Consider the following 24,871-nt stretch of genomic DNA (forward strand, 5'->3'; position numbering starts at 1 on the left):
TAGAATTAAGTATGAAATTAAAATTTTCATTTTTCGCAAGTGTTATTTCATTTGTATCTTTTGCACAGTCGGCTCCGTCTTACTATTCCGGCGTCAACTTCAGCAAAACAAAAAACGAACTGAAAAATGACCTTGCAACACTTATTACAACAACGCACACGCAGACCATCAGTTATTCTGAAGGTTTGAAAAATCTGTTCAAGACAAGTGATGCAGATCCTGCAAATCCTTCCAATCTGCTTTTGATCTATGGTTCACAAGCTTCCGGAACACATCAGAGAAGCCGTCCGTACACAGGACAGTGGAATCGTGAGCACGTTTATGCTAAATCTAAAGGAACACCTAACTTGGGTGAGTCAGGTCCGGGTTCGGATGGTCACCACCTTCGTCCGGCAGACAACACGCTGAACAGTACAAGAGGAAGCCTTCTTTTTGATGACGGAACGGGCGCAACTGCTTACAAAACAAGCCGTGGCGGCTGGTACCCAGGTGAGGAGTGGAAAGGCGATGTCGCAAGAATCCTGATGTATATGTACGTGAGATACAACTCAAGATGTCTTCCTTTGAACATCACTATGAATCCTGCCACTTACTCTTCCGACTTCCCGGATATCCTTTTGAAATGGAATGTAGAAGATCCGGTTTCAGCATTCGAAATTCAAAGAAATAATGTGGTTGCAGGAATTCAGAAAAACAGAAATCCATTTATAGACAATCCTTATCTGGCAACTGTAATCTGGGGTGGCCCAGCTGCACAGAATACGTGGCCGGATACCTTCAATGGCGGAACAACTGTGGATACGGAAGTGCCGTCAACGCCTCTTAATTTAGTCTCTACAACTGCTAGTGCAACAACAGTTTCGTTGGCTTGGAGCGCCTCTTCAGATAATATTGGCGTTGCTGGATACGATATCTATGTGGACAATGTCCTTAAAACCTCTGTTTCTACAAATAGCGGAACGGTAACAGGATTGACGCAAGGCACTGAATACAGTTTCTACGTCGTTGCAAAAGATGCAGCAGGCAACAGATCCGGAAACAGCAACACAATAGTGGTAAAAACCCCAGGACCTGGAAACCCGGGAGAGGCGGAAACGACTTGTGGAACAGAAGATTTCGAAAATATACCGGCAACCAACTCTTCTTACTTAGACAGAGAATGGTCTAACAAAGGTATCGTGTGGACAGCAACTTCTGCAAGAACAGACAAGCAAATCTATATAGACGGAGATGCTAACAAAGCGATCTGCATCAGAAAAGGAAGCCTTAAATCCTCAACGATCTCTGGCGGAATCGGATCATTAACTGTGAAAACCTATCTTCCTTTTGCCGATTCAAACGGAAGCTATACTTTGAAAGTAAACGGTGTGGTGAAAGGTCAGATTCCTTACTCCAAAACTGCAACAAATGTTACCATTAGCAACATCAATGTAGAAGGAAATATCGTGATCGAACTGGTGGATGATACTACAAGCAACCGCGTATCATTTGACAACCTATCCTGGACTTGTTACACAAAACTGGCAACAGAAGACGCAGCAGCTAAAAATCAGAAATTGTCTGTCTATCCAAACCCTGTGAAGAACAACCAGTTCTACATCAGCGGCATCGATAAAAACGAAACAGTGAAGATCTACAGCCTGAATGGTCAATTGGTACAAACCATCGACAAAGTTGAGGATAAAGGAAAAGTAACATTGCATAAATTACCAAAAGGTGTTTATGTTGTGAAAACTAAAAACCAGTCTTCAAAGATTATTGTTGAATAATTTGCAGCAATAACAATTGAAATATTAAAACCCGGAAGATTTGTCTTCCGGGTTTTTTGTTGGCATTAATAGAGATTGTTATTAAGATGATTTAGGCAGCTGTTTCCGCGCTCCATTCCCTCCCGATTTTACATCGGGATACATTGGTCAGGCTGCAGATTCTACATTGATAACGTTTTATCTTAAAATTGAAGCCACTGTAAAGATTAAAGGGATAAGTTACTCACTGCTTTGTTAATTATTTATTGCCGCTGACAGGTTCTTTACACACAACAAAAGCCTGAGAATCTCTCAGGCTTTTTGTTATGATTTAATTAAAAATGATTTCTACTTCAAAGTAAACTTCACTTTAGTTTTGATATTGTCAGAAGCGTTGCCAATCAAAGCTTCAAAATCGCCAGGTTCAGCAACCCAGGCATGTTTGTCCGCATCGAAAAAACTTAAAGCGGCTTTGTCAATAATAATGCTTACTTCTTTCTCTTCTCCAGGATTCAGGAATACTTTCTCGAAACCTTTCAGTTCCTTAGTTGGTCTTGGAAGAGAAGATTTTAAATCCGAAATATAAAGCTGAGCCACTTCGGCACCTGCTTTTTTACCGGTATTTTTAACTGTAAATGTGAAAGTGATTTTATCATCCTGACCAATTGTTGTTTTATCAGCCTTAGCTTTTCCAAACTCAAATGTGGTATAACTCAACCCGTGACCAAAACTGAAAAGCGGTTTGATCTTCTTCGTATCGTGCCAGCGGTAGCCCACAAAAATACCTTCGTTATAAGTAATGTTAATCGGATTTTTCTGATCTGCACCTTTTCCGGCAGCCAGCTCTTCTTTATTCCCGGGATATTCACCCAACTGGTGCGCTGAGTTATCTTCCAATTTCACAGGGAAAGTAAACGGCAGTTTCCCGGAAGGATTTGCGTCACCGGCAAGAACTGAAGCTAACGAATTACCAGCTTCTGAACCCAGATACCAAGATTCTACAATCGCAGGAACATCCTTGATCCACGGCATGGCCACCGCATTCCCGGAAACCAAAACCACAGCAAAATTCTTATTCGCCTTTGCCAAAGCCGCAATCACATTATCCTGATTGTACGGTAAGCCGTAGCTTTTTCTGTCAACACCTTCTGCATCCTGATGATCTGCTTTGTTCAATCCGCCGACGAAGATCACAAAGTCTGATTTTTTGGCTAATTCTACCGCTTCATTCAGAATCACCTCGGCAGAACGGTCGTCTTTCAGATCCTGTCCAGATTTGACACCGTTATATTCACCGCCAGGATCGCCAACGTAACCTCTTGCAAATTTCACTTCAGCCTGTTTTCCAAATCGGGATTTGATTCCATCCAAAGGCAATGTTTCGTATTTAGCTTTCAAAGAAGAAGAACCGCCGCCGACAGTCATCATTTTGATGGCATTTTCACCAATGACAGCAATGGTTTTAACTTTATTAAGGTCAATCGGTAGTATGTTGTTTTGATTTTTTAATAATACAATTCCTTCTTCACCCACTTGCTTTGCAACCGCTTTATGATCTTCCGAACCTACATTTCCAAGAGGCTTGTTTTTGTTCATTGTGGTTTTATAGGCCAGATTCAGAAGTCTCGTAACTTTGTCGTCAAGCTCTTTGGTACCTACTTTTCCGGATTTAATCAGATTAAGATAAGGCTGAGCCAGATAATAATTGTCGTAAGCATTTTTGGTTCCGGCAGAAAGTCCGTTGGTCCAGCTTCCAAATTCCAGATCCAATCCGTTTTTGATTGCCTGTTCCGTATTATTAACTGCGCCCCAGTCTGAGACTACAACGCCTTTATAGTTCCATTCGCCTTTCAGAATATCATTCAATAAATACTGATTCTGGCTGGCGTACTGGCCTTTGTACATATCATAAGCACCCATAATCGTCCACGAGTCACCTTCCGTAACTGCAGCTTTGAAAGGTGGAAGATAGAGCTCGTACAAAGCGCGGTCATCTACTTTCACATTACTCGTATGACGGAACATCTCTTGGTTGTTCAATGCATAATGTTTAACCGAAGTCGCAACGCCATTAGATTGTACACCTTGTATGTAAGGAACCACCATTTTGGAAGTTAGGAAAGGATCTTCACCCATATATTCGAAGTTTCTTCCGTTGAGAGGTGTCCTGTAAATATTAACACCAGGTCCAAGCAAAATATCTTTTTTTCTGTATCGCGCCTCTTCGCCAAGTGCTTTCCCATAATTCCAAGACATTTTTTTGTTCCAGGTTGCAGAAAGCGCTGTCAACGCAGGGTAGGCGATGATGGAATCATTTGTCCAGCCAGCCTGGTCCCATTCGTCCCATTTCACTTCAGCACGCACACCGTGAGGACCGTCAGTTGTCCAGAATTCCGGGATTCCCAATCTTGGAACGCCAGAGGAACTGAATTTGGATTGTGCGTGCAGCATTGCCACTTTTTCTTCCAAAGTCATTCTGGAAAGCGCATCTTTTACCCGCTGTTCCACAGGTTTTGAATCATCAAGGTAAATAGGAGTTGTTTTGCTTTGTGCCGTTGAGGCTGTATATGTCAGTGTTATAAGACTAAGAAAGACAATTTTCTTTAACATAAAATATATTTAGTGGTTGTTGACAAATGTAATAAAATCTTTATTATCTCACTATGGGAAAATAAAGATTTTTTAATTAAATCAAAACTTTGCAGAGTTTCTTACTTGTGCAAAAGTAAGATTTGTTCATATTAAATTCATTTAAAACCGCAAAAAAAGACCTGAATGATTCAGGCCTAAGTATGTAAAATATCGATTTGAATTTAAGTTAATTCATTGTTACTGGATGATTCTGATCGTGTCTGGCTCATTGATATCCAGTTTGTCAATCAGTTTCTGAATGTTTTCCAAATCCTTCAAAACTTTCTGATATGATGATCGTGCATAGTCTGCGAAAGAGGCTGTGGTGTTCATATCATCAACATTTTTGAAGACATTAATTTCCGGATTCTCTACCGTGTCGTCCTTATAATTAGCCAGGCAATCTTCTATCGCTTTCTTCTTTCTTTTGCAAATGACTTTACTTTTCAATTTCTTAAGAGAACTGATCAAATAAGGACTGTCGTTGTAGGGATTCACAAAATCTGCATTTCCAGATTCTTCCTGATAAACATGGTATGTGTTTTCGTTGCTTGGCGTAAGAAAGTTTTTGTCGAAGATCATAGCGTTACGGATTTAGAATTGTGAATCAATAATGAAGTTTGTTTGAATTTTCATTATCAATTTTAAGACCAATTTCAACTTCATATCTGTACTTTGCGAATTTTATTTTCGATTATATAATTGAGGATAAGTGCCCAAATTTTTAAATCATATCATAAATCAACACATTTGAATTTGAAAGTCGATACATTTGCGTCTTTAAAATTCAAATAAATTCAAACCCAATGAAAATACTAGCATTTGGCGGAAGCAACGCCAAAGATTCAATCAATAAAAAATTAGCTGAATACGCAGCAAAACAATTTGCAGGAGCAGAAGTGGAAGTCCTTGACCTGAATGATTTCGAGATGCCACTCTTCAGCACAGACAGAGAAAAGCACGACGGAATTCCAACTTTAGCTTTGAGATTTGCTGAAAAAGTAGATTCTGCGGACTTGCTGATCATTTCTTTAGCTGAGCATAACAGTACTTATACAGTTGCTTTTAAAAATATATTTGACTGGGTTTCAAGAATCAAGGATAGAAAGCATTTTGGCGAAAAACCGGTTTTCCTTTTGGCAACTGCGCCTGGCCCTGGAGGTGGCAAGAATGTGGTAGCAGCCTTTGAAGCAAGAGCACCTTTCAGCGGCGCTAATATTTTACAAAGCTTTACATTACCAAAATTCAAAGAGAGTTTTGATGCAGAACAAGGGATTGTGAATGAGGAGAAAAAGGCGGAGTTCGAAGAAAAATTATCTATTGTTAAAAACTTTTTTGGATAAGATTTTGGAAATTGATATTAAGAATGCTTAACTTTGTCATCAAATAAGGACAATGAAAATTCAACAAGTTCATTTTGAGAAGTATCCTAATTCTTGCAAAGAGAATTACATAAACACCTCCGAACTTGTGGACTAAAATAACGGCCGATAATCTAAAAGATTGTCGGCTTTTTTATTTTAAAAATTTGAAAAAGTAAGTTTGAAATAAATCTAGTAAATTCTGATATTCTTTCAGGCCTCAAAAACCTGAAAGAGTTGATGAAGAGAAAAAAAATCAAACTAGCCACAGCGTGGCGACCGATTTATCAGCATTGGATTTCAATCTAATGAATAAGAATAAATGAAATTAAAAATCTAAAAATGAGCAATACCTATAAATCCGCCGGAGTCGATAAAGAAGAAGGCTACAAAACAGTAGATAAGATCAAATCTGCTGTTGCCGAAACCCACAACAAAAACGTTCTCAACAATCTTGGAAGCTTTGGTGCTTTCTATGAGATTGCGGGCTACAAAAATCCAGTTTTGGTCTCCGGAACCGATGGCGTTGGAACCAAGCTGAAAATTGCTTTGGACACTAAACAATACGCTTCTATCGGCATCGACTGTTTCGCAATGTGCGCAAACGATATTCTTTGCCACGGTGCAAAACCATTATTCTTTCTTGATTATCTGGCTTGTGGAAAACTCGATTCTGAGATTGCAGCAGAAATCGTTCTTGGAATGGTAAAAGCTTGTAAAGACAACAACTGCGCATTGATTGGCGGCGAAACTGCCGAGATGCCGGGAATGTACCAGCCAGGCGATTACGACGTTGCTGGATTCTGCGTCGGAATTGTAGAAAAAGACCAGATCATCGACGGTTCCAAAATCAGAGCAGGGAATAAAATCATTGTGATTCCAAGTTCTGGATTTCATTCCAATGGATTTTCATTGGTGAGAAAAATCTTCCCGGATTTCGAAGAGGAATTCGAAGGAAAACCTTTGTACGAAACACTTTTGGTTCCTACGAGATTATATTATCAAGACATTCATAAAGTGTTGGAAGAAGCGCCACTTTACGGCATCGCGCACATCACAGGAGGCGGATTGTACGAGAATGTTCCAAGAATTATTCCGGAAGGACTTTGTGCAACAATCGATGCTTCGAAAATCCAAATTCCAACCGTAATGCAGGAATTGGAAAAACGTGGCAATATTGCGAGAGAAGAGATGTTTGGAACGTTCAATATGGGCGTTGGAATGGTTCTCGTAACCGACGAAAATCACGTTGATAAAATCCTTGACCTTTTGGAAGATGCTTATTTAATGGGCGAAATCACGGAAGGAAGCGAGAAAATAAAATTATCAATCTAGCAATTTAATAATGTACCAGTTTACCAATTTGTTCAATTGTTCAATTATTAAACTGATACATTGTTACATTTATAAATGAAAAACATCACCATTTTAATTTCAGGTTCAGGAACCAATCTTCAACGGATTATTGATTGTATTGATAGCGGAGAAATCCGAAATGCAAGAATCATCCAAGTCATTGCAGACAGAGAATGCTACGGACTGGAAAGAGCTCAGAAACATCAAATCCCTAATGAATTAATCAAACGCGGAAAAGACTTTGCCGAGAATCTTGAACAAGCCATTCCTGAGAATTCAGACTTGATTGTTTTGGCAGGTTTTCTATCCATCTTAAAGCCGGAATTCTGTGAAAAATGGGAAGGCAAAATCATTAATATCCATCCGGCATTATTACCAAAATTTGGTGGAAAAGGAATGTGGGGACATCACGTTCACAATGCGGTCATTGAAGCAGGCGAGAAAGAAAGTGGAGCGACTGTTCATTATGTGACCTCAGGAATCGATGAAGGCGAAGTGATTTTGCAGGGAAAATTTGCGATTGATGAATATGATACAGCGGAAAATGTTGCTGAAAAAGTTCATCTTGTTGAGTACGATATTTTTCCAAAAGCCATTGATTTGGTTTTGAATAAGTGAAAGTATTGAGTTAAAGTTAAAAGTTTAATTTACTTCATAAAATATTTAAATATAATATCTTATGAATTTTATTTATAATTAACTTTAAATAAAGAAATGAAATCTAATAGCTCCGTCGGAGCGACCAATTAATAGAAATCCGGAGGTGAAAGAACCGGTAAATCACAGTTTGGATAAAACTGTAAAAAGTAAAATTTGAAAGAGAAGGTATGAGTAAAAAGAGAGCACTTATCAGCGTATCTGATAAAAGCGGTTTGGTGGATTTCGCAAGATTTCTCGAAGAACAGAACTACGAATTGATTTCCACGGGCGGAACATTCAAACATTTGAAAGACGCCGGATTGAACCCAATTCAAATCGATGAAGTCACAGATTTTCCGGAAATGCTGGACGGCAGAGTGAAAACCCTGCACCCGAAAGTTCACGGCGGATTGTTGGCGGTTCGTTCCAACGAGGAACATATGAAAACCGTTCAAGAGTACGAAATCGGACTGATTGATATGGTCATTGTCAATCTTTATCCGTTTTTCGAGAACGTGAACAAAGAAATTTCTCTTGACGACAAAGTAGAATTCATCGACATTGGCGGACCTTCTATGTTGCGTTCTGCGGCTAAGAATTTTAATTCAGTTGTGGTGCTTACAGATGTGAACGATTACGAAATCATCAAAAATGAAATGTCAGAAAATGGTGATTCGACCATCGAAACCAGAAAGAAATTGGCTGGAAAAGTGTTCAATCTGACTTCTGCTTATGACGCCGCGATTTCCAGAATGCTTTTGGATGAAGAATATCCAACTTACCTGAACGCTTCTTACAAAAAGGTTTCCGACCTGCGTTACGGCGAAAATCCGCATCAGTCAGCCGCTTATTACACTTCGACTTTCGAAAACGGCGCAATGAAAGATTTCGAAATTTTGGGAGGCAAGGAATTGTCTTTCAATAATTTGAGAGATATGGATTTGTGTTGGAAAGTGGTGAATGAGTTCAAGGATGAATTGGCTTGTTGTGCCGTAAAACATTCTACGCCTTGTGGTGTTGCGGTCGGAACTTCAGCTTTGGAAACTTACACCAAAACATTCGAATGCGACCCTGTTTCTATCTTCGGCGGTATCATCGGAATGAATTATAAAGTAGATGCGGCAACCGCTGAGGAACTCAACAAGACTTTCCTCGAAATCGCGATGGCAACTGACTTTGACGAAGATGCTTTGGAAATCCTTAGAAAAAAGAAAAACCTTAGAATCATAAAAATCAAAAACCAAGTGACAGACAAACAAGCTTGGGTGAAAATCGATGGCGGAATGTTGGTTCAAAGTGCCGATGACCAATTCTCAGACGATATTAAATTAGTGACAGAAACCGCTCCAACAGACGAACAAAGAAAAGCATTACTGTTCTCTCAAAGGGTGGTGAAATATGTAAAATCCAACGCAATCGTGGTTTCAAACGGTGTTCAAGCCATTGGAATCGGCGGTGGACAAGTGAATAGGATTTGGGCAACACAACAAGCGATTGAAAGAGCCAAAGAGAAGTTCGATGGCGAGTTGGTTTTGGCTTCGGATGCATTTTTCCCTTTCCGAGATGTGGTGGATTTCTGCGCGCAGGAAGGCATTAAGGCGATTATTCAACCAGGTGGAAGTATGAGAGACAATGATTCCATCGAAGCGGCGAATGAGCATCAAATCCCAATGTTGTTTACAGGAATGAGACATTTCTTGCATTGATTTTGTTTGGGCAGCTATTTCCGCCTTCCGCTCCCAATCTTTTTTGCAGACGATTTCATTCTAAATAGAACTTTAGTCTACGCAAAAAAGGATTTCCGCTCAAGTCGGGCTGCAGATTCAACGTAAATCAACGTTCTGTACAAGATATAAAGATGAGTAAAATATAAAAGTCCTTCGACTCCGTTCAGGATGACATCGATTAATTGTAACATTTATAAAATTGTCAGGCTGAGCGGAGTCGAAGCCTTTTCAAATAAAATTAACCCTTTCAAGTTTGACTTCGAAAGGGTTTTCTTTTTAATAATTAATAAAAATTAGTCTCAAAAATTATCGTTCGTTTGATGGATTTATGATTATGTTGAGATATTGATTTTCTTGTCAATTAATTTTAAATTAATGATAAAATTTCGGCGAAAAATTCATTTTGAAATCGAAATAATATTTACTTTTGGGACAAATTCTGGATATGAGTATTTTCAATGATACAAAGCTCGCATTTGCGGATAAAACGGATGCTCAGCTGAGAAAAGCGTATTGGATGTTCAAGGCAATCGAACAGCCTGCATTGACGAATATTGGCGTTTCACTGCTTAATTTTACAGTTAAGAATAATTTCCCGTTTGTGGACGGCATCGTGAAGCAAACTTTGTTCGAGCAATTTTGTGGTGGCGAGACCCGCGAGGAAAGTATGTCTGTCGTAAAACAGATGTTCAAACGTGGCGTTGGAAGCATTTTCGATTACTCCATTGAAGGAAAAGAAGAAGAGGAAGTTTTTGATGCGGTTTGCAAGGAAATAAAAGATATCATCAGATTTTCTGTTGGTAATCCGGCGATTCCATTTATCGTCTTCAAACCGACGGCTTTTGGAAGAATTGATATTTATGAAGAAGTTGGGAAAGGCAAAGAACTCACGACCAGCCAAAAAGAAGAATGGAGTAGAGTAGTGACCCGTTTCGACGAAGTCTGCAAACTCTGTTTCGAGAACAACAAAAAAGTAATGGTTGACGCCGAAGAATCCTGGATGCAAGACGCGGCCGACCAACTTTGTGAGGAAATGATGGAAAAATACAATCAGGAAAAACCCATCGTTTGGAACACCATTCAAATGTACAGAACCGGCCGTTTGGAATATATGAACGCACATCTTGAAAGAGCGAAAGGAAAAGGCTATTTCATTGGTTATAAGATTGTTCGTGGCGCTTATATGGAGAAGGAAAGAAAACGCGCCGAGGAACAAAATTACCTGGATCCAATCCAACCAACCAAACAAGCTTCCGACGATAATTACAACGCAGGAATTGATTTTGTGATGGCCAATCTCGATAAAGTTTCAGCCTTCTTCGGAACACACAACGAGAAATCCTCCGAATTAGTTATGGATAAAATGCAGGCCAACAATCTGGAGCACAACAATCCGCACATCTATTTTGGACAGCTTTACGGTATGAGTGACAACATTACATATTACTTGGCGGACAAACATTACAATGTTGCCAAATATCTACCTTACGGCCCTGTGAAAGACGTTGTTCCGTATCTTACGAGACGAGCGCAGGAAAACACTTCTGTTGCCGGACAAACCGGTCGGGAATTGGGACTGATTGATAAAGAATTGAAAAGAAGAAAATCGAAATAGAAAAATCCGCTGTGAGGCGGATTTTTTGTCTTATAAAAATCATCTTTCCCTGTATGCATTAATAATTTTATTTTCTATAATAAAATCAGTATACACTAGGTTCCATCGAATGTCTTTTGGAACTGGGTCGTTTGGCATTCTCATATCACTATTTCCAATTTGGAATATTACATCTTTTGTTTCCCAGGTTGTTAAATCCCAATAAGTAATCCAAGATTGTAAAGGATGGCTTTGTTCATAGGCTTTTTGTTGTCCATCTGCTCCAAATTTTTCCGTAAGCATCTTTGATAATTTTTCCTTTTCTTCTTTTTTAATGTATGAGATAGTGATATTCATAATAACATTATCCAATAAGGTCAAAGCAACACTGGAGTCACTTTTTAGTTGCCATATCGAAATGGGTAATTTGGCATATTTTTTAGGAAGTTTATTTACATTATTCACTGTCCATCCGTCTAGGTAATTCGGAAAATAAAGATTACCATACTTTTTAAAATTAGTAGTATCAACTTTTTGTCCAATTCTATAACCTCTAATTTCTAACTGTCCAGGATAATTATACTTCTGTCCATAAACAGTTAGAAATGATATGGAAATGATAAAAAGTATGATTATTTTTTTCATATTAATGATTTTATTATTTCTTCTCCGCCTTCACAGCCTGTCTCGCCAAAAGTTTCCAACCATTTTTAGTCTTTGACCAAACGTATAAAATATCCAGATTCACTTCGCCTGGTTCTTTTCCAAGGTCTGCCGTTTTTCCATAAAGATGATTGCGTACAATCGCTGTTTTATCAACAATCTGGATGGATTGATTCGTGTTTTCTATATTCAGGAAATTGGATTGTTTGCTGACCAATTTTTCTACAAATTCTTTCGCATCATCAATGTGACCATTAGAATGTCCGTAAGTAAGTTCAGGGAGAATTAGAGATTCTAAAACGGTTTTGTCGCCACTTATCATTGCTAGTCTCAATTTTTCTGAAGCGCTCGCAACGCTTTGTTGGTCGTTGTTTTTCTGCGCAAACATCATTGATACTGTGATGAAGCTTAATGCTACTAATAATTTCTTGATCATAATTATAATATTAATTTCTACTTCAAAGATAATGAAGTTCAGTTAGGTTTTGCTTAAGTTTTCTGATTTTGCCTTTCTTCGTTTGTTGATAAACCATACCAAAAGTCCGTATATCAGTAGTAAAAACGGAAAGGTAAATGCGTAAAGAATTACATAGCCATGTTTGGTGTGCTTTTTTCCCAAACTAAAGTTAATCAAGTCAAAAGAGAGAAAATAAATGACGTAATAAAGTATTGGAACCAAAATGATCCCTAGAATCATCACATATTTTTTTTGGTGTTTTTTCATCAATTTCAAATGGAAAAAAAACATGCCTACTAATGCAATGACAGAAATTCCGAAGGGACCAAGCGCCAGTAGAACTTTTGAAATAAATGAGGTTTTCTCGCTGACTTCAATCTTGAGATCCTCCCTGTTTTGTGGTGTGATGGTCCATTTCAAAGTATTTTTGCCTCCCTTTTCCTTGCCCAGATTTGACTTTTTGAACTCTAATTTGTCATCAAAGGTGACGCTCACTTCAATTGGTCCAAAGGATTTCCAAAATTTGGATGGCGCGATTGAATATTCCAGTTTGTAGTTTGTAACAAATCCGTAAGTATTGAACCTCATTAGTGCATCATATTCAACCTCGATAATGTTGTCGCCTTTTTCCAGATCGGCAGAGAAATAGATCAGATCATTCGGATTCACAGGTATTTCATTGGCCACATCAAACTTCACAAATGTTCCGACAACAGTCTTTTTGATGAATGAATAATTTTCTTTTTCAAAATCTAAAGGTCGAAATGCAACTGACCGGCTATTGACCGTGATGGCTTTTTTATCCAACAGATTGATCGCTATGAAGAGTAAAGGAAGTGTCTGTTTTTGTTGTGAATTGATAAGATACCTGATCTTGTAGGTCGCAAAATAATAATGGTCTACAGGTTCATATTTCAAATGGATGTCAATGGTTTCATTCGTTACAGAAGCATTTTCTGCTCCGAACAGTACAGAATGTTCCGAGCCGTCTATCCAGGGTTTTGCCATATTTGCGAAAGCCAGCAGCGGGAACAGAAGCAATAGAAGGATCATTTTTTTCATGTATTCAGTTTTTATCACTAACTAAATTTATAAATCATTACAAATTTTCGTTATTGATTTCTAAATTAATGAAAAATCCCTTTCGCAGACCAATTAATTTTCAAATATATTTTTGATCGTAAGCAAAACTGTCTATCTTTAATCTCTTAATTTTCAGACTTTGAATCCAATTCTTGATATCGTTATCCGCTCGCTTGCCGTTTACTTTTTTATGGTCATTGCCGTACGGGTTTTCGGAAAAAATCAATTGTCACAGCTCAATGCAGGCGATGTGATTTTGCTATTACTGATCAGTAATGCGGTTCAAAATGCGATGGTTGGTCCAAATAATACTTTGATTGGCGGGATTGTGGCAGCTTTGGTTTTGTTCGTTGCGAATTTTATTGTGAAGAGGTTTATCTTCAAAAGTAAGTTTGTCAAAGAATTGATAGAAGATCAGCCTTACATTTTAGTTAAAGATGGTAAATTGGTTTCATATAATCTGAAAAAAGTACAGATTTCGGAGGACGAAATCCTGGAATCGGTTCACGAACACGGAATGGAAAATATATCTGATGTAAAACTTGCAATTCTGGAAGTTGATGGAAATATCAGTGTAATGTCGATTGATAAAGACAGTCATCAGACGCATTATTCCAGGCATAAAACCAGGATTAAGAGGAAATTAAATCCATAATGATTTGAAGAATTCGTGATTGAATTAAAGTCATAAAAAGACTTCGACTCCGCTCAGTGTGACAAATTTTAACATTGTCAGTCTGAGCGGAGTCGAAGATTTTATAGGAGTATTTTTAAGCTAAGATCGTAATTCCTTTTTCCACAAGATCATAAATCGTATTCTTCGCACTATCCGGTTTCACATTCACAGCTTTCGTTCCATTGAAATGAAGACAAGTGATAAATCCCGCATTGAACGCGTCAATCGCGGTAAATTTAACACAGTAGTCCAAAGCCAGACCAACAATCTCCACCAATTGAATATCGTGGTATTTCAGATAATCTTCCAATCCGGTTTTCATAAAATGATTGTTGTCCTGGAAACCGCTGTAGCTGTCAATCTCAACATTTTTTCCTTTTTGGATGATGTGCGTTATTTTTTCACGATTCAAATCCGGATGGAATTCTGCCCCGAAAGTTCCCTGAACACAATGATCTGGCCACATAAATTGTGAAACGCCGCCAAGTGTGATCGTCTCGCCAACATTTTTTCCATTGTTGGAAGCGAAACTTTTGTGATCCGCGGGATGCCAATCCTGAGTCAGGATTATTTCGTCGTATTCGTTTTCCGTGGTCAACATATTGATGTAGGTAATGATGCTGTCCGCATCTGGAACTGCCAACGCTCCTCCTTCACAGAAATCATTCTGAACATCAACTATAATAAGTGCTTTTTTCATTTGTTAAATTTTGTTGGAAGTCAGATGATGGATGATGGAAGTTTTTTTCGATTTGAAAATCATCCATCACCCATCTTCCATCTTCTATCCTAAATAAGGATATTTGTAATCTTTTGGAGAAACAAAAGTTTCCTTGATGCTTCTTACAGAAACCCAACGCGTCAAATTCATTTTGGAACCTGCTTTGTCATTGGTTCCAGATGCTCTAGAACCACCGAAAGGCTGTTGACCAACCACCGCACCCGTAGGTTTGTCGTTGATGTAGAAGTTTCCGGAAGCGTTTTCCAAAGCCTTGTAAGCCTCGTCGATAGCATATCTGTCTTGTGCGAAAATGGAACCTGTCAAAGAATATTGCGTAGAAGTGTCAACCAGTTTTAGAGTATCTTCCCAATTTTCGTCTTCGTAAACAAAAACGGTAAGAATTGGTCCGAAGATTTCCTCAACAATACTTTCGTAATAAGGATTGATGGTTTCAATCACAGTTGGGTGAACAAACCAGCCTTTTTTATCATCATATTTTCCACCGATTACAACAGTTGCATCACTTGCCAACTCAGCTCTGTCGATGTAGCCTTTGCATTTTTCAAAAGAATTTTTGTCGATGACGGCATTCACAAAGTTTGAAGGATCTTCTGGTGAACCGATTTTGATGGTTTTCATTTGAGCTTCCATCACTGCTTTTACTTCATTCCAAAGGGATTTTGGAACATAAGCTCTAGAGGCTGCGGAACATTTCTGGCCTTGATATTCGAAAGCGCCTCTTACCAAACCAGTTGCAACCGCCTCGATATTTGCAGACGGATGAACCATTACGAAATCTTTTCCGCCAGTTTCTCCAACAATTCTTGGGTAAGATTTATAGTTGTGGATATTGTCGCCAATCATTTTCCACATTCCCTGGAATACTTTTGTAGAACCTGTAAAATGTAATCCGGCAAATTCTTTATGAGCCAAAACTTTTTCAGCCGTTTCTTTTCCGTCTGTGAAGATCATATTGATAACGCCATCAGGAAGTCCGGCTTCTTTCAATACATCCATAATGACTTTTGCAGAGTAAATTTGTTTGTCAGAAGGTTTCCAAACAACCACATTTCCCATCATCGCCATACAAGCTGGCAAGTTTCCGGAGATCGCTGTAAAGTTGAAAGGCGTCACCGCAAAACAGAAACCTTCCAACGGTCTGTACTCTACGCGATTCCAGATTCCAGCATCAGAAACTGGCTGCTCGGAATAAAGATCTGTCATAAACTCCACATTGAAACGCAAAAAATCTATGAATTCACAAGCTGCGTCGATCTCTGCCTGATGAACGTTTTTGGATTGCCCGATCATCGTTGCCGCGTTGATCACATCTCTGTAAGGTCCGGCTAGAAGATCGGCGGCTTTCAAGAAGATGGCTGCTCTGTGCTCCCAACCTAAGGCGTTCCATTTGGTTTTTGCTGCCAGTGCAGATTCAATCGCCTGATCTACGTGAGACATATCGCCTTCGTAATAGAATCCGAAATCGTGCTGATGATCCTGAGGCGAGCTCAATTGTATTTTTTTGTCTGTTTTGATATCTTTTCCACCGATTACCATTGGGATTTCGGTTTTTTCCTTCCACATTTTTTTGTAGGTAGAAATAAGGCTTTTTACCTCGTCAGAACCTGGTACATAAGAGTTTACGGGTTCGTTTTGTGCAAAAGGAACTTGAGAAATGGCTTTAGACATAAATTTAATTTTTAATTTTCACAAATTTACAACCAAAAATAATAACAGATAAATTGATAATAATTTGCATTTTTAAATATTATGTTATATATTTGAAAATAATAACAACAAAAATTTATCAATTATCACTAAAAAATTATTTTTTATTGCAGCTTTAGCATTTGGGTTTGCAAATGCACAGACAACAATTCTTGCCGAAGGTTTTGATAATTTTGCAGGATTGACAACTTGGACAGCTCTAAACAAGAGTACACCATTGGGAAGCACAACAACCGGAGTTTGGAGACAAGGTCCAGCTGACCACATTGGGTCACAAGCAGGAGGTGATACCTCTTATGCTTTTTGTAATTACAGTAGTGCTACAGGAACGGGAACAATTAGCAATTGGCTGATTACACCAGCTGTAACCATTAAGAATGGAGACATTATCTCATTTTATTCAATGAGTGGGGGAGATGGAACTTATCCTGACAGGATGGAATTAAGACTAAGTACAGCAGCAACTACGGTTTTACCTACCGGTACAGGAACGACAGGTGCAACTAGCGTAGGTTCTTTTACTACGTTGGCTCTTACAATTAATTCCGCACTGACATCCACTGGTTATCCGTTTTCTTATACCAAATATGATTATACAGTAACTGGATTGACTGGTGAGGTTGCTTCAAGAATTGCATTCAGATATTATGTTACAGGTGGTGGTACTACTGGAGATTTTTCGGATAATATCGGTGTAGATACCTTTTCAGTAACCAGACCTGTAATGGCTGTTTCTGATGTTTCTAAAACAAAATTGTCAGTGTACCCAAATCCAACTTCCGATTATTTGAAAATAAACTCTTCTGATAAAGTCATTTCAGCAGAAGTGTTTGATGTAACCGGTAAAAATATTCCGGTTAAATATGACGGAACATCTCTAGATGTAAGATCATTACCAAAAGGAACTTATTTGGTTAAACTTAAATTTGGTGCCGAAGTTAACGTTCAGAAATTCATTAAAGAATAATAATTCTTAAATATTAAACAAGAAACCTTTCATTCATTTGAAAGGTTTTTTTTATGATTAGAATCTAAGGCAGAATAAAAAAGAAGATAGCACAAAAGTGAAGAATACTTCCGCCTAAAACAAACAAATGCCAGATGGGATGGTAAAATGGCTTCTTGTCTTTAGCATAAAAATAGATTCCAAAAGTATAACACAGTCCGCCAAGAATAATGAGTGACAACGCACCTGTAGAAAGATTTTCGATCATTGGTTTAATTGCAATTATAGATGCCCAACCCATCAAAGCGTAAAGCGAAAGTGAAATCTTCTCATTGTTTCTAAGCGGAGAAAATTTGAAGATAAATCCAATCAAAGCCATTCCCCAGATCAGACCAAACATACTCCAGCCCCAAACGCCTTTCAAACCTAACAGAGCAACCGGTGTGTAAGTTCCAGCAATCAAAACGTAGATGCTGAGATGATCTATTTTCTGGCAGATCTTTTTCCATTTTAATCTATAAACCGCGTGATAAACAGTAGAAGCGGAGTAGAGCAGAATCAGACTGATCCCGAAAACCAAAGAGCAGGCAATCGCAATAGAATTTTCGCTGATAACTGAATAATAAATCATCACAGCCAAAGCCACAAATGACAAAACTACGCCCAAACCGTGCGTGATGACATTATAAAATTCTTCTTTTTTGCGGTTCTTCTTCGGCATTTCCCTAATTTTTAGGTAAAGTTAATTATTAAAGTTTTTGCCACTCTGACTGTTTTAATTTTTAACAAAAGTTTAATGGTTGAATGACCAAAATTTGATAATGATATAAGATCCGATTTTAAAAATCCTTTTTTCGCTTATAATCCTTATTTTTGCAGTCGATTATCATTTATCAATCATCATTTATCAATTATAATGAAGCCGAGTTTAGCAAAAGGAACCAGAGATTTCACCGCCAAAGAAGTTTCCAGAAGGAAATACATCATCAATGTTTTACAGAACAATTTCGAACTGTTTGGATTTCAGCCTTTGGAAACGCCAAGTTTTGAAAACCTGTCTACACTAACAGGAAAATATGGTGAAGAAGGCGACCGATTGATTTTTAAAATTCTAAATTCCGGAGACTACGCTTCAAAAACAAATGATGAAGATTGGGGAAACAAAAATTCTCAAAAATTGATTTCTCAAATCTCCGAAAAAGCCCTTCGCTACGATCTTACAGTTCCATTTGCGCGTTTCGTAGCAATGAATCAAGGACAATTGGCTTTTCCTTACAAACGTTATCAAATTCAGCCGGTTTGGCGCGCAGATCGTCCTCAGAAAGGTAGATTTAGAGAGTTTTACCAATGCGATGCAGATATCGTGGGAAGTACGAGTCTCTGGCAGGAAGTGGAGTTGCTTCAACTGTATTTCAAATCTTTCGATAATTTGAATTTAGCAGTTTCGGTTCATATTAATAATAGAAAAATTCTTTCCGGAATTGCAGAATACGCCGGCATTGCAGATCAATTGATTGATTTTACCGTTGCGCTTGATAAATTGGACAAAATAGGAAAAGACGGCGTGACAAAAGAAATGCTGGAGAAAGGAATTTCTGAAGAAGCGATTTCTAAACTGGATTTTCTTTTTAATCAAACTAATGATGCGCTAGAAAATCTCTCGAACTTAAAAGAAAAATTTGAAGGCAACGAAACCGGATTGAAAGGCGTTGAAGAATTAGAATTTGTCATCAAAAATGCTTTAGAGCTTGGAATTAATTCTCAGGATCTTGTTTTTGACATCACTCTAGCCAGAGGTTTGGATTATTACACAGGTGCAATTTTCGAAGTGAAAGCGAAGGATGTCGCAATGGGCTCCATCGGCGGCGGCGGGCGTTATGATAATCTGACAGAAGTTTTTGGAGTGAAAGACGTTCCTGGAATTGGAATTTCGTTTGGTCTGGACAGAATTTATCTCGTAATGGAAGAACTGGGAATTTTCCCGGAAGATTCTGACGTAAAAGTAAAATATCTTTTTGCGAACTATGGAGAGTCCGAATCCATCGAGGCTTTAAAATTAATCTCAAAATTGAGAGCGAAAAATATTTCTGCAGAGCTGTATCCGGAAGCTTCAAAGCTAAAAAAGCAATTCACTTATGCTGAGAAAAAAGGCATCGAAAATCTGGTTTTCCTTGGCGAACAGGAGATCAAAGACGAAACTATTACAGTTAAGAATCTGGTTTCAGGAGAGCAGCAGACTATGAAAATTGACGCGTTTCTAAATTGATTTTACATTATTCTCTGAAAATAGGCCTCGAATATTTCCAATAGAAGAGAAGTCGACATTGTCGATTTCTTTTTTTCTATTTCTGATAAAATCTGTGGGTCTGATGCCGTTAATTTCAAAAAAGAGATCGGAAAAATTCTGTCTGGATGCGATTCCACATTCTTTTGCCAGGCTGTCAATTGTGTAATTAAGATAAATATTCTTTTCGAAAAGCATACGGGTTATATATCTGATTCTAAGGTCTCCAAGATATTTGTTGAAATTCATACCTTTCTGCTCATTGATGACGTGTGAGAGATAGTTGGTATTGGTTTCCAGCTGTATTGCCAGTTTTTGAATGGTGAGTCCTTTTTGGGTAAATTGTTTTTTATCCTCAAATCTTTTGAGTTTACGCAATATATCTTCTTTTATAACTTCTGTAATGTGTGTTTTTTTATCATCGCAAACTTCGGGAGCTGGATTGACGGCGGAAATTGAACTTTCTAAACCAACATAGCTGTGGGTTCTCATCCTTTCCTGCAAAGAAAGATATTTATCAAGGGTACTTTTTTCTTTTTTATGTCTTTTGAATAATACATATACAAGAATGCCCGCTACTATTGCCAGACCAAGCAGCAGAAATCCGCCCCAAGTATTTGCTGTCTGCAATCTTCCTTTTTCTTCCATCAAAGTGTTTGTGTCATATTCCCTATGGATTTTCAGGGATAATGATGCGAAATCTCTGGAAATAATACTGTCTGCTTTCAACAGTTGAGTCGTGTAAAAAAGTTGATTTTGGGCATCTTTGTTAGCTTTGTAATGATTGATCAGAAGTTCATAATTTTCCCTCAGTTCAGGAAGGATGAATTCGTGTTTGGTGAAGATAGAATCAATTTTCTTAAAATTAGAAATTGCCAAATCCTTCTTATTCAGCGCAAGATAACTTTTTCCAATGTAAAAATAATCGACGGAAGCCCAGGCAAAATCATCTTTCATTATGCCTAGAGATTCTTCAAAATTAGTAATGGCCGCTTGATACTTGCTGTTGTTAAATTCTGAGATTCCTTTAGACTTAAGAAAATAACTGCGTTCCTGTAAAAAATTTTCGTTGTTGAAGGTTTTCAGCAGTCCAATATTGGTGAGGGAATCCAGTGCCCGAAAATCTTTTAGACCTCTGTAGCAGACAATCATCTGATGCAAACTGTTGAGATATCCCTTTTGATCATTGAAAATTTGATTTTTATGCAGGCTGGGATCGTTTGCGCCCGCTTCGAAATATTTGACGCATTCTTTGAAAAGTTCCAAAGCTTCCTCGTGATAGCCCAAATAATTTTTCACCACACCCAAGTGATAGGAAATCTTATACTTTAGATAAAGGTCGCCTGTATTTTTGGAATATTTATAGGCCATCAAATATTCGTCTAAAGCAGGTTTGTACTTTTTCAGTTTTGCATAGAAAATACTACCTTTCAGGACGTAAGCTGTGGAGATTTTATCATCACTGGCGGTTTTGTAAGCCGCATCGATGCAGCTGTCTGCATATTTTAATTTTTGACTGATGGACTTTGAAAAGTAAACTGCATCCCGATAACCCTGAAAAAGTTCAGAATCTTTGTTTTCTTTTTTCGCTTTTGCTATATATCCATTGAGATAGGAGAATGCCCTGGTGTCGTTTTCTGAATAATTTTCATATTTCTTTCGTAAAAATTCATAGTCTTTTGGTGCTTTGTCTTTAGAAAAAACAAAACTTATAGAGAGTACAAATATGAAAAATAAAAAACGCGTCATTGTAATATTATTCCTTACCATTTGTTTGCCAAAAGTACGCAAATCTTAATTATGAATGAGAATTATTTAATAGAAAAAGATTATGACCATCAAACATTGAAAAATAAAGATAAATAACTGATAATCAAATTAATCAAAATGTAGCAATTCGTGAATTAGGACGTAACAATTTCCCAATAATGACCACAATAATTTTCAAAACTCGTTTTTTGCTTATACTTTCGAGCTGTGAAATAAAATTTTAATCTTAAAAATTTAACAAAAAAATATAACAATCAATCTCATGAAAAAACTATTTACTATCGTAGCGGTGGCAGTTGTATCATTAAGTTTTACATCTTGCAGACAAGACGATGAAACTGCAGATTTCAACAGCAATACTCAAAAGGAGAGCAGCACATTTGCTAAAAATTCAGACTCTGTAAAAACCGATACTGTAAAAGTTAACGCCAGACCAGTAGATCCAGATCCACCAGTAAAAGACGGAACAAGTTGGTAATTGACAGAAAAAAAATACATTCATTCTCTGCACTTTACATTAGCCTCAATCTTTAATTAGATTGGGGTAGTGTAAAAATAAAAAGAAATACAACTGGGGATTTAGTTGAATGCAGCTTAAAGTGGCATCTGGAATTGAGATTATTAGTTCTACAAACCATTATTTGCAAACCATAAAAACTAAAGCTATGAAAAACTTAATGTATCTTTTTATTTTTGGCTTAATGTCTCTTGATGTTAATGCCCAGGTAGGAATAAACACCAGCACGCCTCGCTCTACCTTTGAAGTGCGTAAATCAGAATCCTCTGCTGTTCCGGACGGTATTATCCCACCAAGGATGACAGCAGACTCTCTAAGGTTGAAAGACAATGTTTACGGACCGGCACAGAATGGCGCTTTCGTTCATATCACAAATCCTGTGACGACAACAAGTCTCAAAACGGAAAATGTCACAAGCTCAGGATATTATATCTATGATGCGAATTACACACATTCTGATAATTCCAAAGGGGTTTGGCGTAAGATGTTCAGTGATCCAAGTGCTTTTGCAGCAAAAGGAACTTCTGGAATCACGCTGCTTTCTTTAGGAATTGATCTGTTTGGTTCAGAATTCCGGACAATTGTTTTAAACTCTGCTATCACAAAAGAGATGGGTTCAGAATTTATTACAGGCAACCAATATGTCGTTCCAGAGACTGGATTGTATTCTATCAATTATTCAATAAGATTTGGACAAGGCCTTTCAGCTCAGCTGCTTTCTAATAACAGACCGGCTGGTGTGATTGCCAAAACTTCCACTTCAAACACTGTTTCTCTTTTGGATTATTCATTATTTGGCGGTTTGTCTTTGTTGGGAGGAACATTAAGTGTATCACTTTCGCAGGCTAGTGTCAATCATATTTATAATTTGAAAGCGGGCGAAAAACTAAATTTCGGAGTTATCACGGGAGGTGTCAACCTCAATCTTCTTGGAGATATTTCTGCAGACATTGCAGTTTATAAAATCAGATAAATCAATGAACAAATTAAATAATTTAATAGTCGTAAAATTAGCTGCCATCATTTTGTCGGTATTAAGAATGTTTTTCGGCGACGGAATTTTCCGCAACAAGCTGGATTAAAGAAAAGTTTCTCTATTTTTGCACCAAATTCAATTTATGAAACCCGGTCAAACGCAAACTTTAAAAATCGCTGAAAAAATCTCATCTGGCTTTATCCTCAATGACGAAGATGGTGAAAAAGCATTCATACAGAAAATTTTTGCGGACGAATCCTGGGAAATTGGAAGTGAAGTAGAAGTTTTTGTTTATCAGGACGACGGAAGTTTAAAAGCAACTACAGAGAAAGCCAATGCAGAAGTCGGACAGTTTGCTGTAATGACTTGTGTGCAGAGTTTGCCAACCGGCGCTTTTATGGATTGGGGAATTATCAAGGATCTTTTCATTCCGTACAAACAGCAGAAATCTAAAATCCTAGAAGGAAAGCGCTATATCGTCTATGTTTATACAGATGACTTTACCGGCTTGACGACGGGAACTACCAAATTCAAACGTAATCCTCAATACGAAGATCTGCCACTAAGAAATGGCGACAAAGTGGATCTTATTATGATGAACGAATCCGAATTGGGATGGAATGTTGTCATTAATAAAGAATATATCGGACTTATCTACGCCACAGATGTTTTCAAAAAACTATATCCGCTTTCCGAAGAAACAGGTTATATCAAAACGATCCGTGAAGACGGTAAAATTGATGTCACTCTTCAGCCGCAGGGTTTCGAAAATGTAGACGAATTCAAACAAAAAATAATCGACAAGCTTAATGATAATTACGGTCTGCTTTACCTTTCCGACAAATCTTCTCCGGAAGAGATCAAAGACGAATTGCAGATGAGCAAGAAGAATTTCAAAAAAGCCATCGGCAGTCTTTATAAAGACAAGATAATTGAAATCACAGAAGACAGAATCAAACTGGTTTAATCTTAGTTAATGTCAATTATCAGTTTTCAGGAACTTAATACAATTTCGGTTTTACTTGGACTCGTTTTTGATTTGAGAAAGGAAATTCCTCAATGAAAAAGATTCTAATAAGCGGCGCAACAGGACTTGTAGGGAGAAAACTCTCACGAAAATTACACGAAAGAGGTTATCAGGTCGAGATTCTCGTCCGTTCCAAACCGGAAAATTCTGACTTCAAATCTTACATCTGGGATTACGAAAACGGCTTCCTGGAAGAAGGTGCTTTGAACGGCACCTACATCTTCATCCATCTTGCAGGCGCATCCATCAACAAGCGTTGGACAGAATCTTATAAAAAAGAGATCTATAGCAGCCGCATCAATTCTGCACAGTTCATTTACGAAGAAATGCAGAAACGGGGAATCCATCCGGAAGCATTTATTTCCTCATCTGCGGTCGGAATCTACGGACAGACAACGTCTCAACAGATTTTTTCTGAAACTGATCCGCCGGCAGAAGATTTTCTTGGCAAAGTCTGTAAAGATTGGGAGCAGAAAGCGCATCAGTTTGGAAAGTTAGGAAGCAGAGTAGTCTGCATCAGAACTTCTACAGTTCTTTCCGAAACAGGCGGCGCTTTGGAAGTTCTCAAAAAACCAATCGAAATGAATTTCGGAGCAGTTTTAGGAAGCGGCGATCAATATTTTCCATGGATTCATATCGATGATTTGCTTAATATTTATTTCAAAGCGGTGGAAGATGTCTCTATGAATGGCGCTTACAACGCAGTTGCACCAGATTTTGTAAACAACAGAGAACTGACAAAAAAAATAGCTTCTCATCTTGATAAGAAAATCTGGCTGCCAAATATCCCAAAATTTATCATCAAAACAGTTTTAGGCGAAATGTCAGTTTTGGCTTTGGAAGGAAGTAGAATTTCATCAAAAAAGATTGAAAATGCTGGTTTCAAATTCCAGTATAACAATCTTGAAAAAGCTTTGAGTGATGTAATCAATTAATTTGATTTCAGTTTGATTTTAAAATTAGTAAT

22 protein-coding genes are annotated in these 24,871 nt (G+C 37.9%); 13 read left to right on the plus strand and 9 right to left on the minus strand.

The window, feature by feature from the left end; translation table 11 throughout:
• Positions 1 to 11 precede the first annotated feature (11 nt).
• Positions 12 to 1,769 carry an endonuclease gene (locus tag LUD75_RS13825; protein WP_232706346.1) on the plus strand — a complete coding sequence of 586 codons (1,758 nt, stop codon included), beginning with the start codon at positions 12 to 14 and terminating at the stop codon, positions 1,767 to 1,769.
• A gap of 327 nt (positions 1,770 to 2,096) precedes the next feature.
• Here LUD75_RS13825 and LUD75_RS13830 read toward each other — a convergent pair whose 3' ends face one another.
• Both LUD75_RS13830 and LUD75_RS13835 read right to left on the minus strand, forming a co-directional pair.
• Positions 2,097 to 4,358 carry a glycoside hydrolase family 3 C-terminal domain-containing protein gene (locus LUD75_RS13830; protein WP_232706347.1) on the minus strand — a complete coding sequence of 754 codons (2,262 nt, stop codon included), beginning with the start codon at positions 4,356 to 4,358 and terminating at the stop codon, positions 2,097 to 2,099.
• Positions 4,359 to 4,577: 219 nt separating this feature from the next.
• Positions 4,578 to 4,961: a hypothetical protein gene (locus tag LUD75_RS13835; RefSeq protein ID WP_232706348.1), complete on the minus strand. Its 384-nt coding sequence runs from the start codon at positions 4,959 to 4,961 to the stop codon at positions 4,578 to 4,580.
• Between the two features lie 224 nt (positions 4,962 to 5,185).
• Between LUD75_RS13835 and LUD75_RS13840 the strand changes: the two genes are divergently transcribed.
• The 5 genes from LUD75_RS13840 to LUD75_RS13860 all read left to right on the plus strand — a co-directional run bounded on the left by LUD75_RS13840 (position 5,186) and on the right by LUD75_RS13860 (position 11,077).
• Positions 5,186 to 5,722: an NAD(P)H-dependent oxidoreductase gene (locus LUD75_RS13840; protein WP_232706349.1), complete on the plus strand. Its 537-nt coding sequence runs from the start codon at positions 5,186 to 5,188 to the stop codon at positions 5,720 to 5,722.
• Positions 5,723 to 6,082: 360 nt separating this feature from the next.
• The gene (purM, locus tag LUD75_RS13845) at positions 6,083 to 7,075 is read left to right on the plus strand and encodes a phosphoribosylformylglycinamidine cyclo-ligase (protein WP_232706350.1); all 993 of its coding nucleotides are present in this window, start codon (positions 6,083 to 6,085) and stop codon (positions 7,073 to 7,075) included.
• Between the two features lie 75 nt (positions 7,076 to 7,150).
• Entirely contained in the window at positions 7,151 to 7,714 is a 564-nt protein-coding gene (gene purN / locus LUD75_RS13850; protein WP_232706351.1) for a phosphoribosylglycinamide formyltransferase, read from the plus strand.
• A gap of 209 nt (positions 7,715 to 7,923) precedes the next feature.
• Positions 7,924 to 9,441 carry a bifunctional phosphoribosylaminoimidazolecarboxamide formyltransferase/IMP cyclohydrolase gene (purH, locus tag LUD75_RS13855; RefSeq protein WP_232706352.1) on the plus strand — a complete coding sequence of 506 codons (1,518 nt, stop codon included), beginning with the start codon at positions 7,924 to 7,926 and terminating at the stop codon, positions 9,439 to 9,441.
• A 466-nt stretch (positions 9,442 to 9,907) separates the two neighbouring features.
• A complete protein-coding gene (locus LUD75_RS13860) occupies positions 9,908 to 11,077 on the plus strand; it encodes a proline dehydrogenase family protein (RefSeq protein ID WP_232706353.1) in 1,170 nt (389 codons plus the stop codon).
• Between the two features lie 39 nt (positions 11,078 to 11,116).
• On the opposite strand, the gene LUD75_RS13865 is transcribed toward LUD75_RS13860, so the two are convergent.
• The 3 genes from LUD75_RS13865 to LUD75_RS13875 are packed head-to-tail and all read right to left on the minus strand — an operon-like array spanning position 11,117 to position 13,238.
• Positions 11,117 to 11,701, minus strand: coding sequence for a hypothetical protein (locus LUD75_RS13865; RefSeq protein ID WP_232706354.1), 585 nt, complete (start codon positions 11,699 to 11,701; stop codon positions 11,117 to 11,119).
• Positions 11,702 to 11,714: 13 nt separating this feature from the next.
• Entirely contained in the window at positions 11,715 to 12,155 is a 441-nt protein-coding gene (locus LUD75_RS13870) for a nuclear transport factor 2 family protein (protein WP_232706355.1), read from the minus strand.
• Positions 12,156 to 12,197: 42 nt separating this feature from the next.
• Positions 12,198 to 13,238 (minus strand): hypothetical protein, encoded by a 1,041-nt coding sequence (locus LUD75_RS13875; RefSeq protein WP_232706357.1) that lies wholly within the window; start codon positions 13,236 to 13,238, stop codon positions 12,198 to 12,200.
• 160 nt (positions 13,239 to 13,398) lie between these two features.
• Between LUD75_RS13875 and LUD75_RS13880 the strand changes: the two genes are divergently transcribed.
• On the plus strand, positions 13,399 to 13,914 hold the full coding sequence (locus LUD75_RS13880; protein WP_232706359.1) for a YetF domain-containing protein: 516 nt from the start codon (positions 13,399 to 13,401) through the stop codon (positions 13,912 to 13,914).
• 115 nt (positions 13,915 to 14,029) lie between these two features.
• On the opposite strand, the gene pncA is transcribed toward LUD75_RS13880, so the two are convergent.
• Both pncA and pruA read right to left on the minus strand, forming a co-directional pair.
• A complete protein-coding gene (gene pncA, locus LUD75_RS13885) occupies positions 14,030 to 14,635 on the minus strand; it encodes a bifunctional nicotinamidase/pyrazinamidase (protein WP_232706361.1) in 606 nt (201 codons plus the stop codon).
• An 84-nt stretch (positions 14,636 to 14,719) separates the two neighbouring features.
• Positions 14,720 to 16,345 (minus strand): L-glutamate gamma-semialdehyde dehydrogenase, encoded by a 1,626-nt coding sequence (gene pruA / locus LUD75_RS13890; protein WP_232706362.1) that lies wholly within the window; start codon positions 16,343 to 16,345, stop codon positions 14,720 to 14,722.
• A 187-nt stretch (positions 16,346 to 16,532) separates the two neighbouring features.
• Between pruA and LUD75_RS19180 the strand changes: the two genes are divergently transcribed.
• Entirely contained in the window at positions 16,533 to 17,351 is an 819-nt protein-coding gene (locus LUD75_RS19180; protein ID WP_317207325.1) for a choice-of-anchor J domain-containing protein, read from the plus strand.
• A 64-nt stretch (positions 17,352 to 17,415) separates the two neighbouring features.
• Here the strand turns inward: LUD75_RS19180 and LUD75_RS13900 are convergent, their stop codons facing one another.
• The gene (locus tag LUD75_RS13900; RefSeq protein ID WP_232706364.1) at positions 17,416 to 18,051 is read right to left on the minus strand and encodes a hemolysin III family protein; all 636 of its coding nucleotides are present in this window, start codon (positions 18,049 to 18,051) and stop codon (positions 17,416 to 17,418) included.
• 195 nt (positions 18,052 to 18,246) lie between these two features.
• Between LUD75_RS13900 and hisS the strand changes: the two genes are divergently transcribed.
• Positions 18,247 to 19,596 carry a histidine--tRNA ligase gene (gene hisS / locus LUD75_RS13905; protein WP_232706365.1) on the plus strand — a complete coding sequence of 450 codons (1,350 nt, stop codon included), beginning with the start codon at positions 18,247 to 18,249 and terminating at the stop codon, positions 19,594 to 19,596.
• Here the strand turns inward: hisS and LUD75_RS13910 are convergent.
• Entirely contained in the window at positions 19,588 to 21,363 is a 1,776-nt protein-coding gene (locus tag LUD75_RS13910) for an AraC family transcriptional regulator (protein WP_232706366.1), read from the minus strand. The two genes, hisS and LUD75_RS13910, sit on opposite strands and share 9 nt — an antisense overlap.
• Positions 21,364 to 21,646: 283 nt before the next feature.
• Here LUD75_RS13910 and LUD75_RS13915 point away from each other — a divergent pair, with 283 nt between their 5' ends.
• From LUD75_RS13915 to LUD75_RS13930, 4 genes are all read left to right on the plus strand, one after another.
• Positions 21,647 to 21,862, plus strand: coding sequence for a hypothetical protein (locus LUD75_RS13915; RefSeq protein ID WP_232706367.1), 216 nt, complete (start codon positions 21,647 to 21,649; stop codon positions 21,860 to 21,862).
• Positions 21,863 to 22,049: 187 nt separating this feature from the next.
• Entirely contained in the window at positions 22,050 to 22,874 is an 825-nt protein-coding gene (locus tag LUD75_RS13920) for a hypothetical protein (RefSeq protein ID WP_232706368.1), read from the plus strand.
• 145 nt (positions 22,875 to 23,019) lie between these two features.
• On the plus strand, positions 23,020 to 23,844 hold the full coding sequence (locus tag LUD75_RS13925) for a S1-like domain-containing RNA-binding protein (protein WP_232706369.1): 825 nt from the start codon (positions 23,020 to 23,022) through the stop codon (positions 23,842 to 23,844).
• A 92-nt stretch (positions 23,845 to 23,936) separates the two neighbouring features.
• The gene (locus tag LUD75_RS13930) at positions 23,937 to 24,839 is read left to right on the plus strand and encodes a TIGR01777 family oxidoreductase (protein ID WP_232706370.1); all 903 of its coding nucleotides are present in this window, start codon (positions 23,937 to 23,939) and stop codon (positions 24,837 to 24,839) included.
• Positions 24,840 to 24,871 lie beyond the last annotated feature (32 nt).

The organism is Epilithonimonas sp. JDS, from assembly GCF_021261315.1.
GTDB lineage: Bacteria > Bacteroidota > Bacteroidia > Flavobacteriales > Weeksellaceae > Epilithonimonas.

Coding starts and splice junctions, on each gene's coding strand:
- LUD75_RS13825 (WP_232706346.1), top strand. CDS start 12: ATGAAATTAAAATTTTCATTTTTCGCAAGTGTTATTTCATTTGTATCT.
- LUD75_RS13830 (WP_232706347.1), bottom strand. CDS start 4,358: ATGTTAAAGAAAATTGTCTTTCTTAGTCTTATAACACTGACATATACA.
- LUD75_RS13835 (WP_232706348.1), bottom strand. CDS start 4,961: ATGATCTTCGACAAAAACTTTCTTACGCCAAGCAACGAAAACACATAC.
- LUD75_RS13840 (WP_232706349.1), top strand. CDS start 5,186: ATGAAAATACTAGCATTTGGCGGAAGCAACGCCAAAGATTCAATCAAT.
- purM (WP_232706350.1), top strand. CDS start 6,083: ATGAGCAATACCTATAAATCCGCCGGAGTCGATAAAGAAGAAGGCTAC.
- purN (WP_232706351.1), top strand. CDS start 7,151: ATGAAAAACATCACCATTTTAATTTCAGGTTCAGGAACCAATCTTCAA.
- purH (WP_232706352.1), top strand. CDS start 7,924: ATGAGTAAAAAGAGAGCACTTATCAGCGTATCTGATAAAAGCGGTTTG.
- LUD75_RS13860 (WP_232706353.1), top strand. CDS start 9,908: ATGAGTATTTTCAATGATACAAAGCTCGCATTTGCGGATAAAACGGAT.
- LUD75_RS13865 (WP_232706354.1), bottom strand. CDS start 11,701: ATGAAAAAAATAATCATACTTTTTATCATTTCCATATCATTTCTAACT.
- LUD75_RS13870 (WP_232706355.1), bottom strand. CDS start 12,155: ATGATCAAGAAATTATTAGTAGCATTAAGCTTCATCACAGTATCAATG.
- LUD75_RS13875 (WP_232706357.1), bottom strand. CDS start 13,238: ATGAAAAAAATGATCCTTCTATTGCTTCTGTTCCCGCTGCTGGCTTTC.
- pncA (WP_232706361.1), bottom strand. CDS start 14,635: ATGAAAAAAGCACTTATTATAGTTGATGTTCAGAATGATTTCTGTGAA.
- pruA (WP_232706362.1), bottom strand. CDS start 16,345: ATGTCTAAAGCCATTTCTCAAGTTCCTTTTGCACAAAACGAACCCGTA.
- LUD75_RS13900 (WP_232706364.1), bottom strand. CDS start 18,051: ATGCCGAAGAAGAACCGCAAAAAAGAAGAATTTTATAATGTCATCACG.
- hisS (WP_232706365.1), top strand. CDS start 18,247: ATGAAGCCGAGTTTAGCAAAAGGAACCAGAGATTTCACCGCCAAAGAA.
- LUD75_RS13910 (WP_232706366.1), bottom strand. CDS start 21,363: ATGACGCGTTTTTTATTTTTCATATTTGTACTCTCTATAAGTTTTGTT.
- LUD75_RS13915 (WP_232706367.1), top strand. CDS start 21,647: ATGAAAAAACTATTTACTATCGTAGCGGTGGCAGTTGTATCATTAAGT.
- LUD75_RS13920 (WP_232706368.1), top strand. CDS start 22,050: ATGAAAAACTTAATGTATCTTTTTATTTTTGGCTTAATGTCTCTTGAT.
- LUD75_RS13925 (WP_232706369.1), top strand. CDS start 23,020: ATGAAACCCGGTCAAACGCAAACTTTAAAAATCGCTGAAAAAATCTCA.
- LUD75_RS13930 (WP_232706370.1), top strand. CDS start 23,937: ATGAAAAAGATTCTAATAAGCGGCGCAACAGGACTTGTAGGGAGAAAA.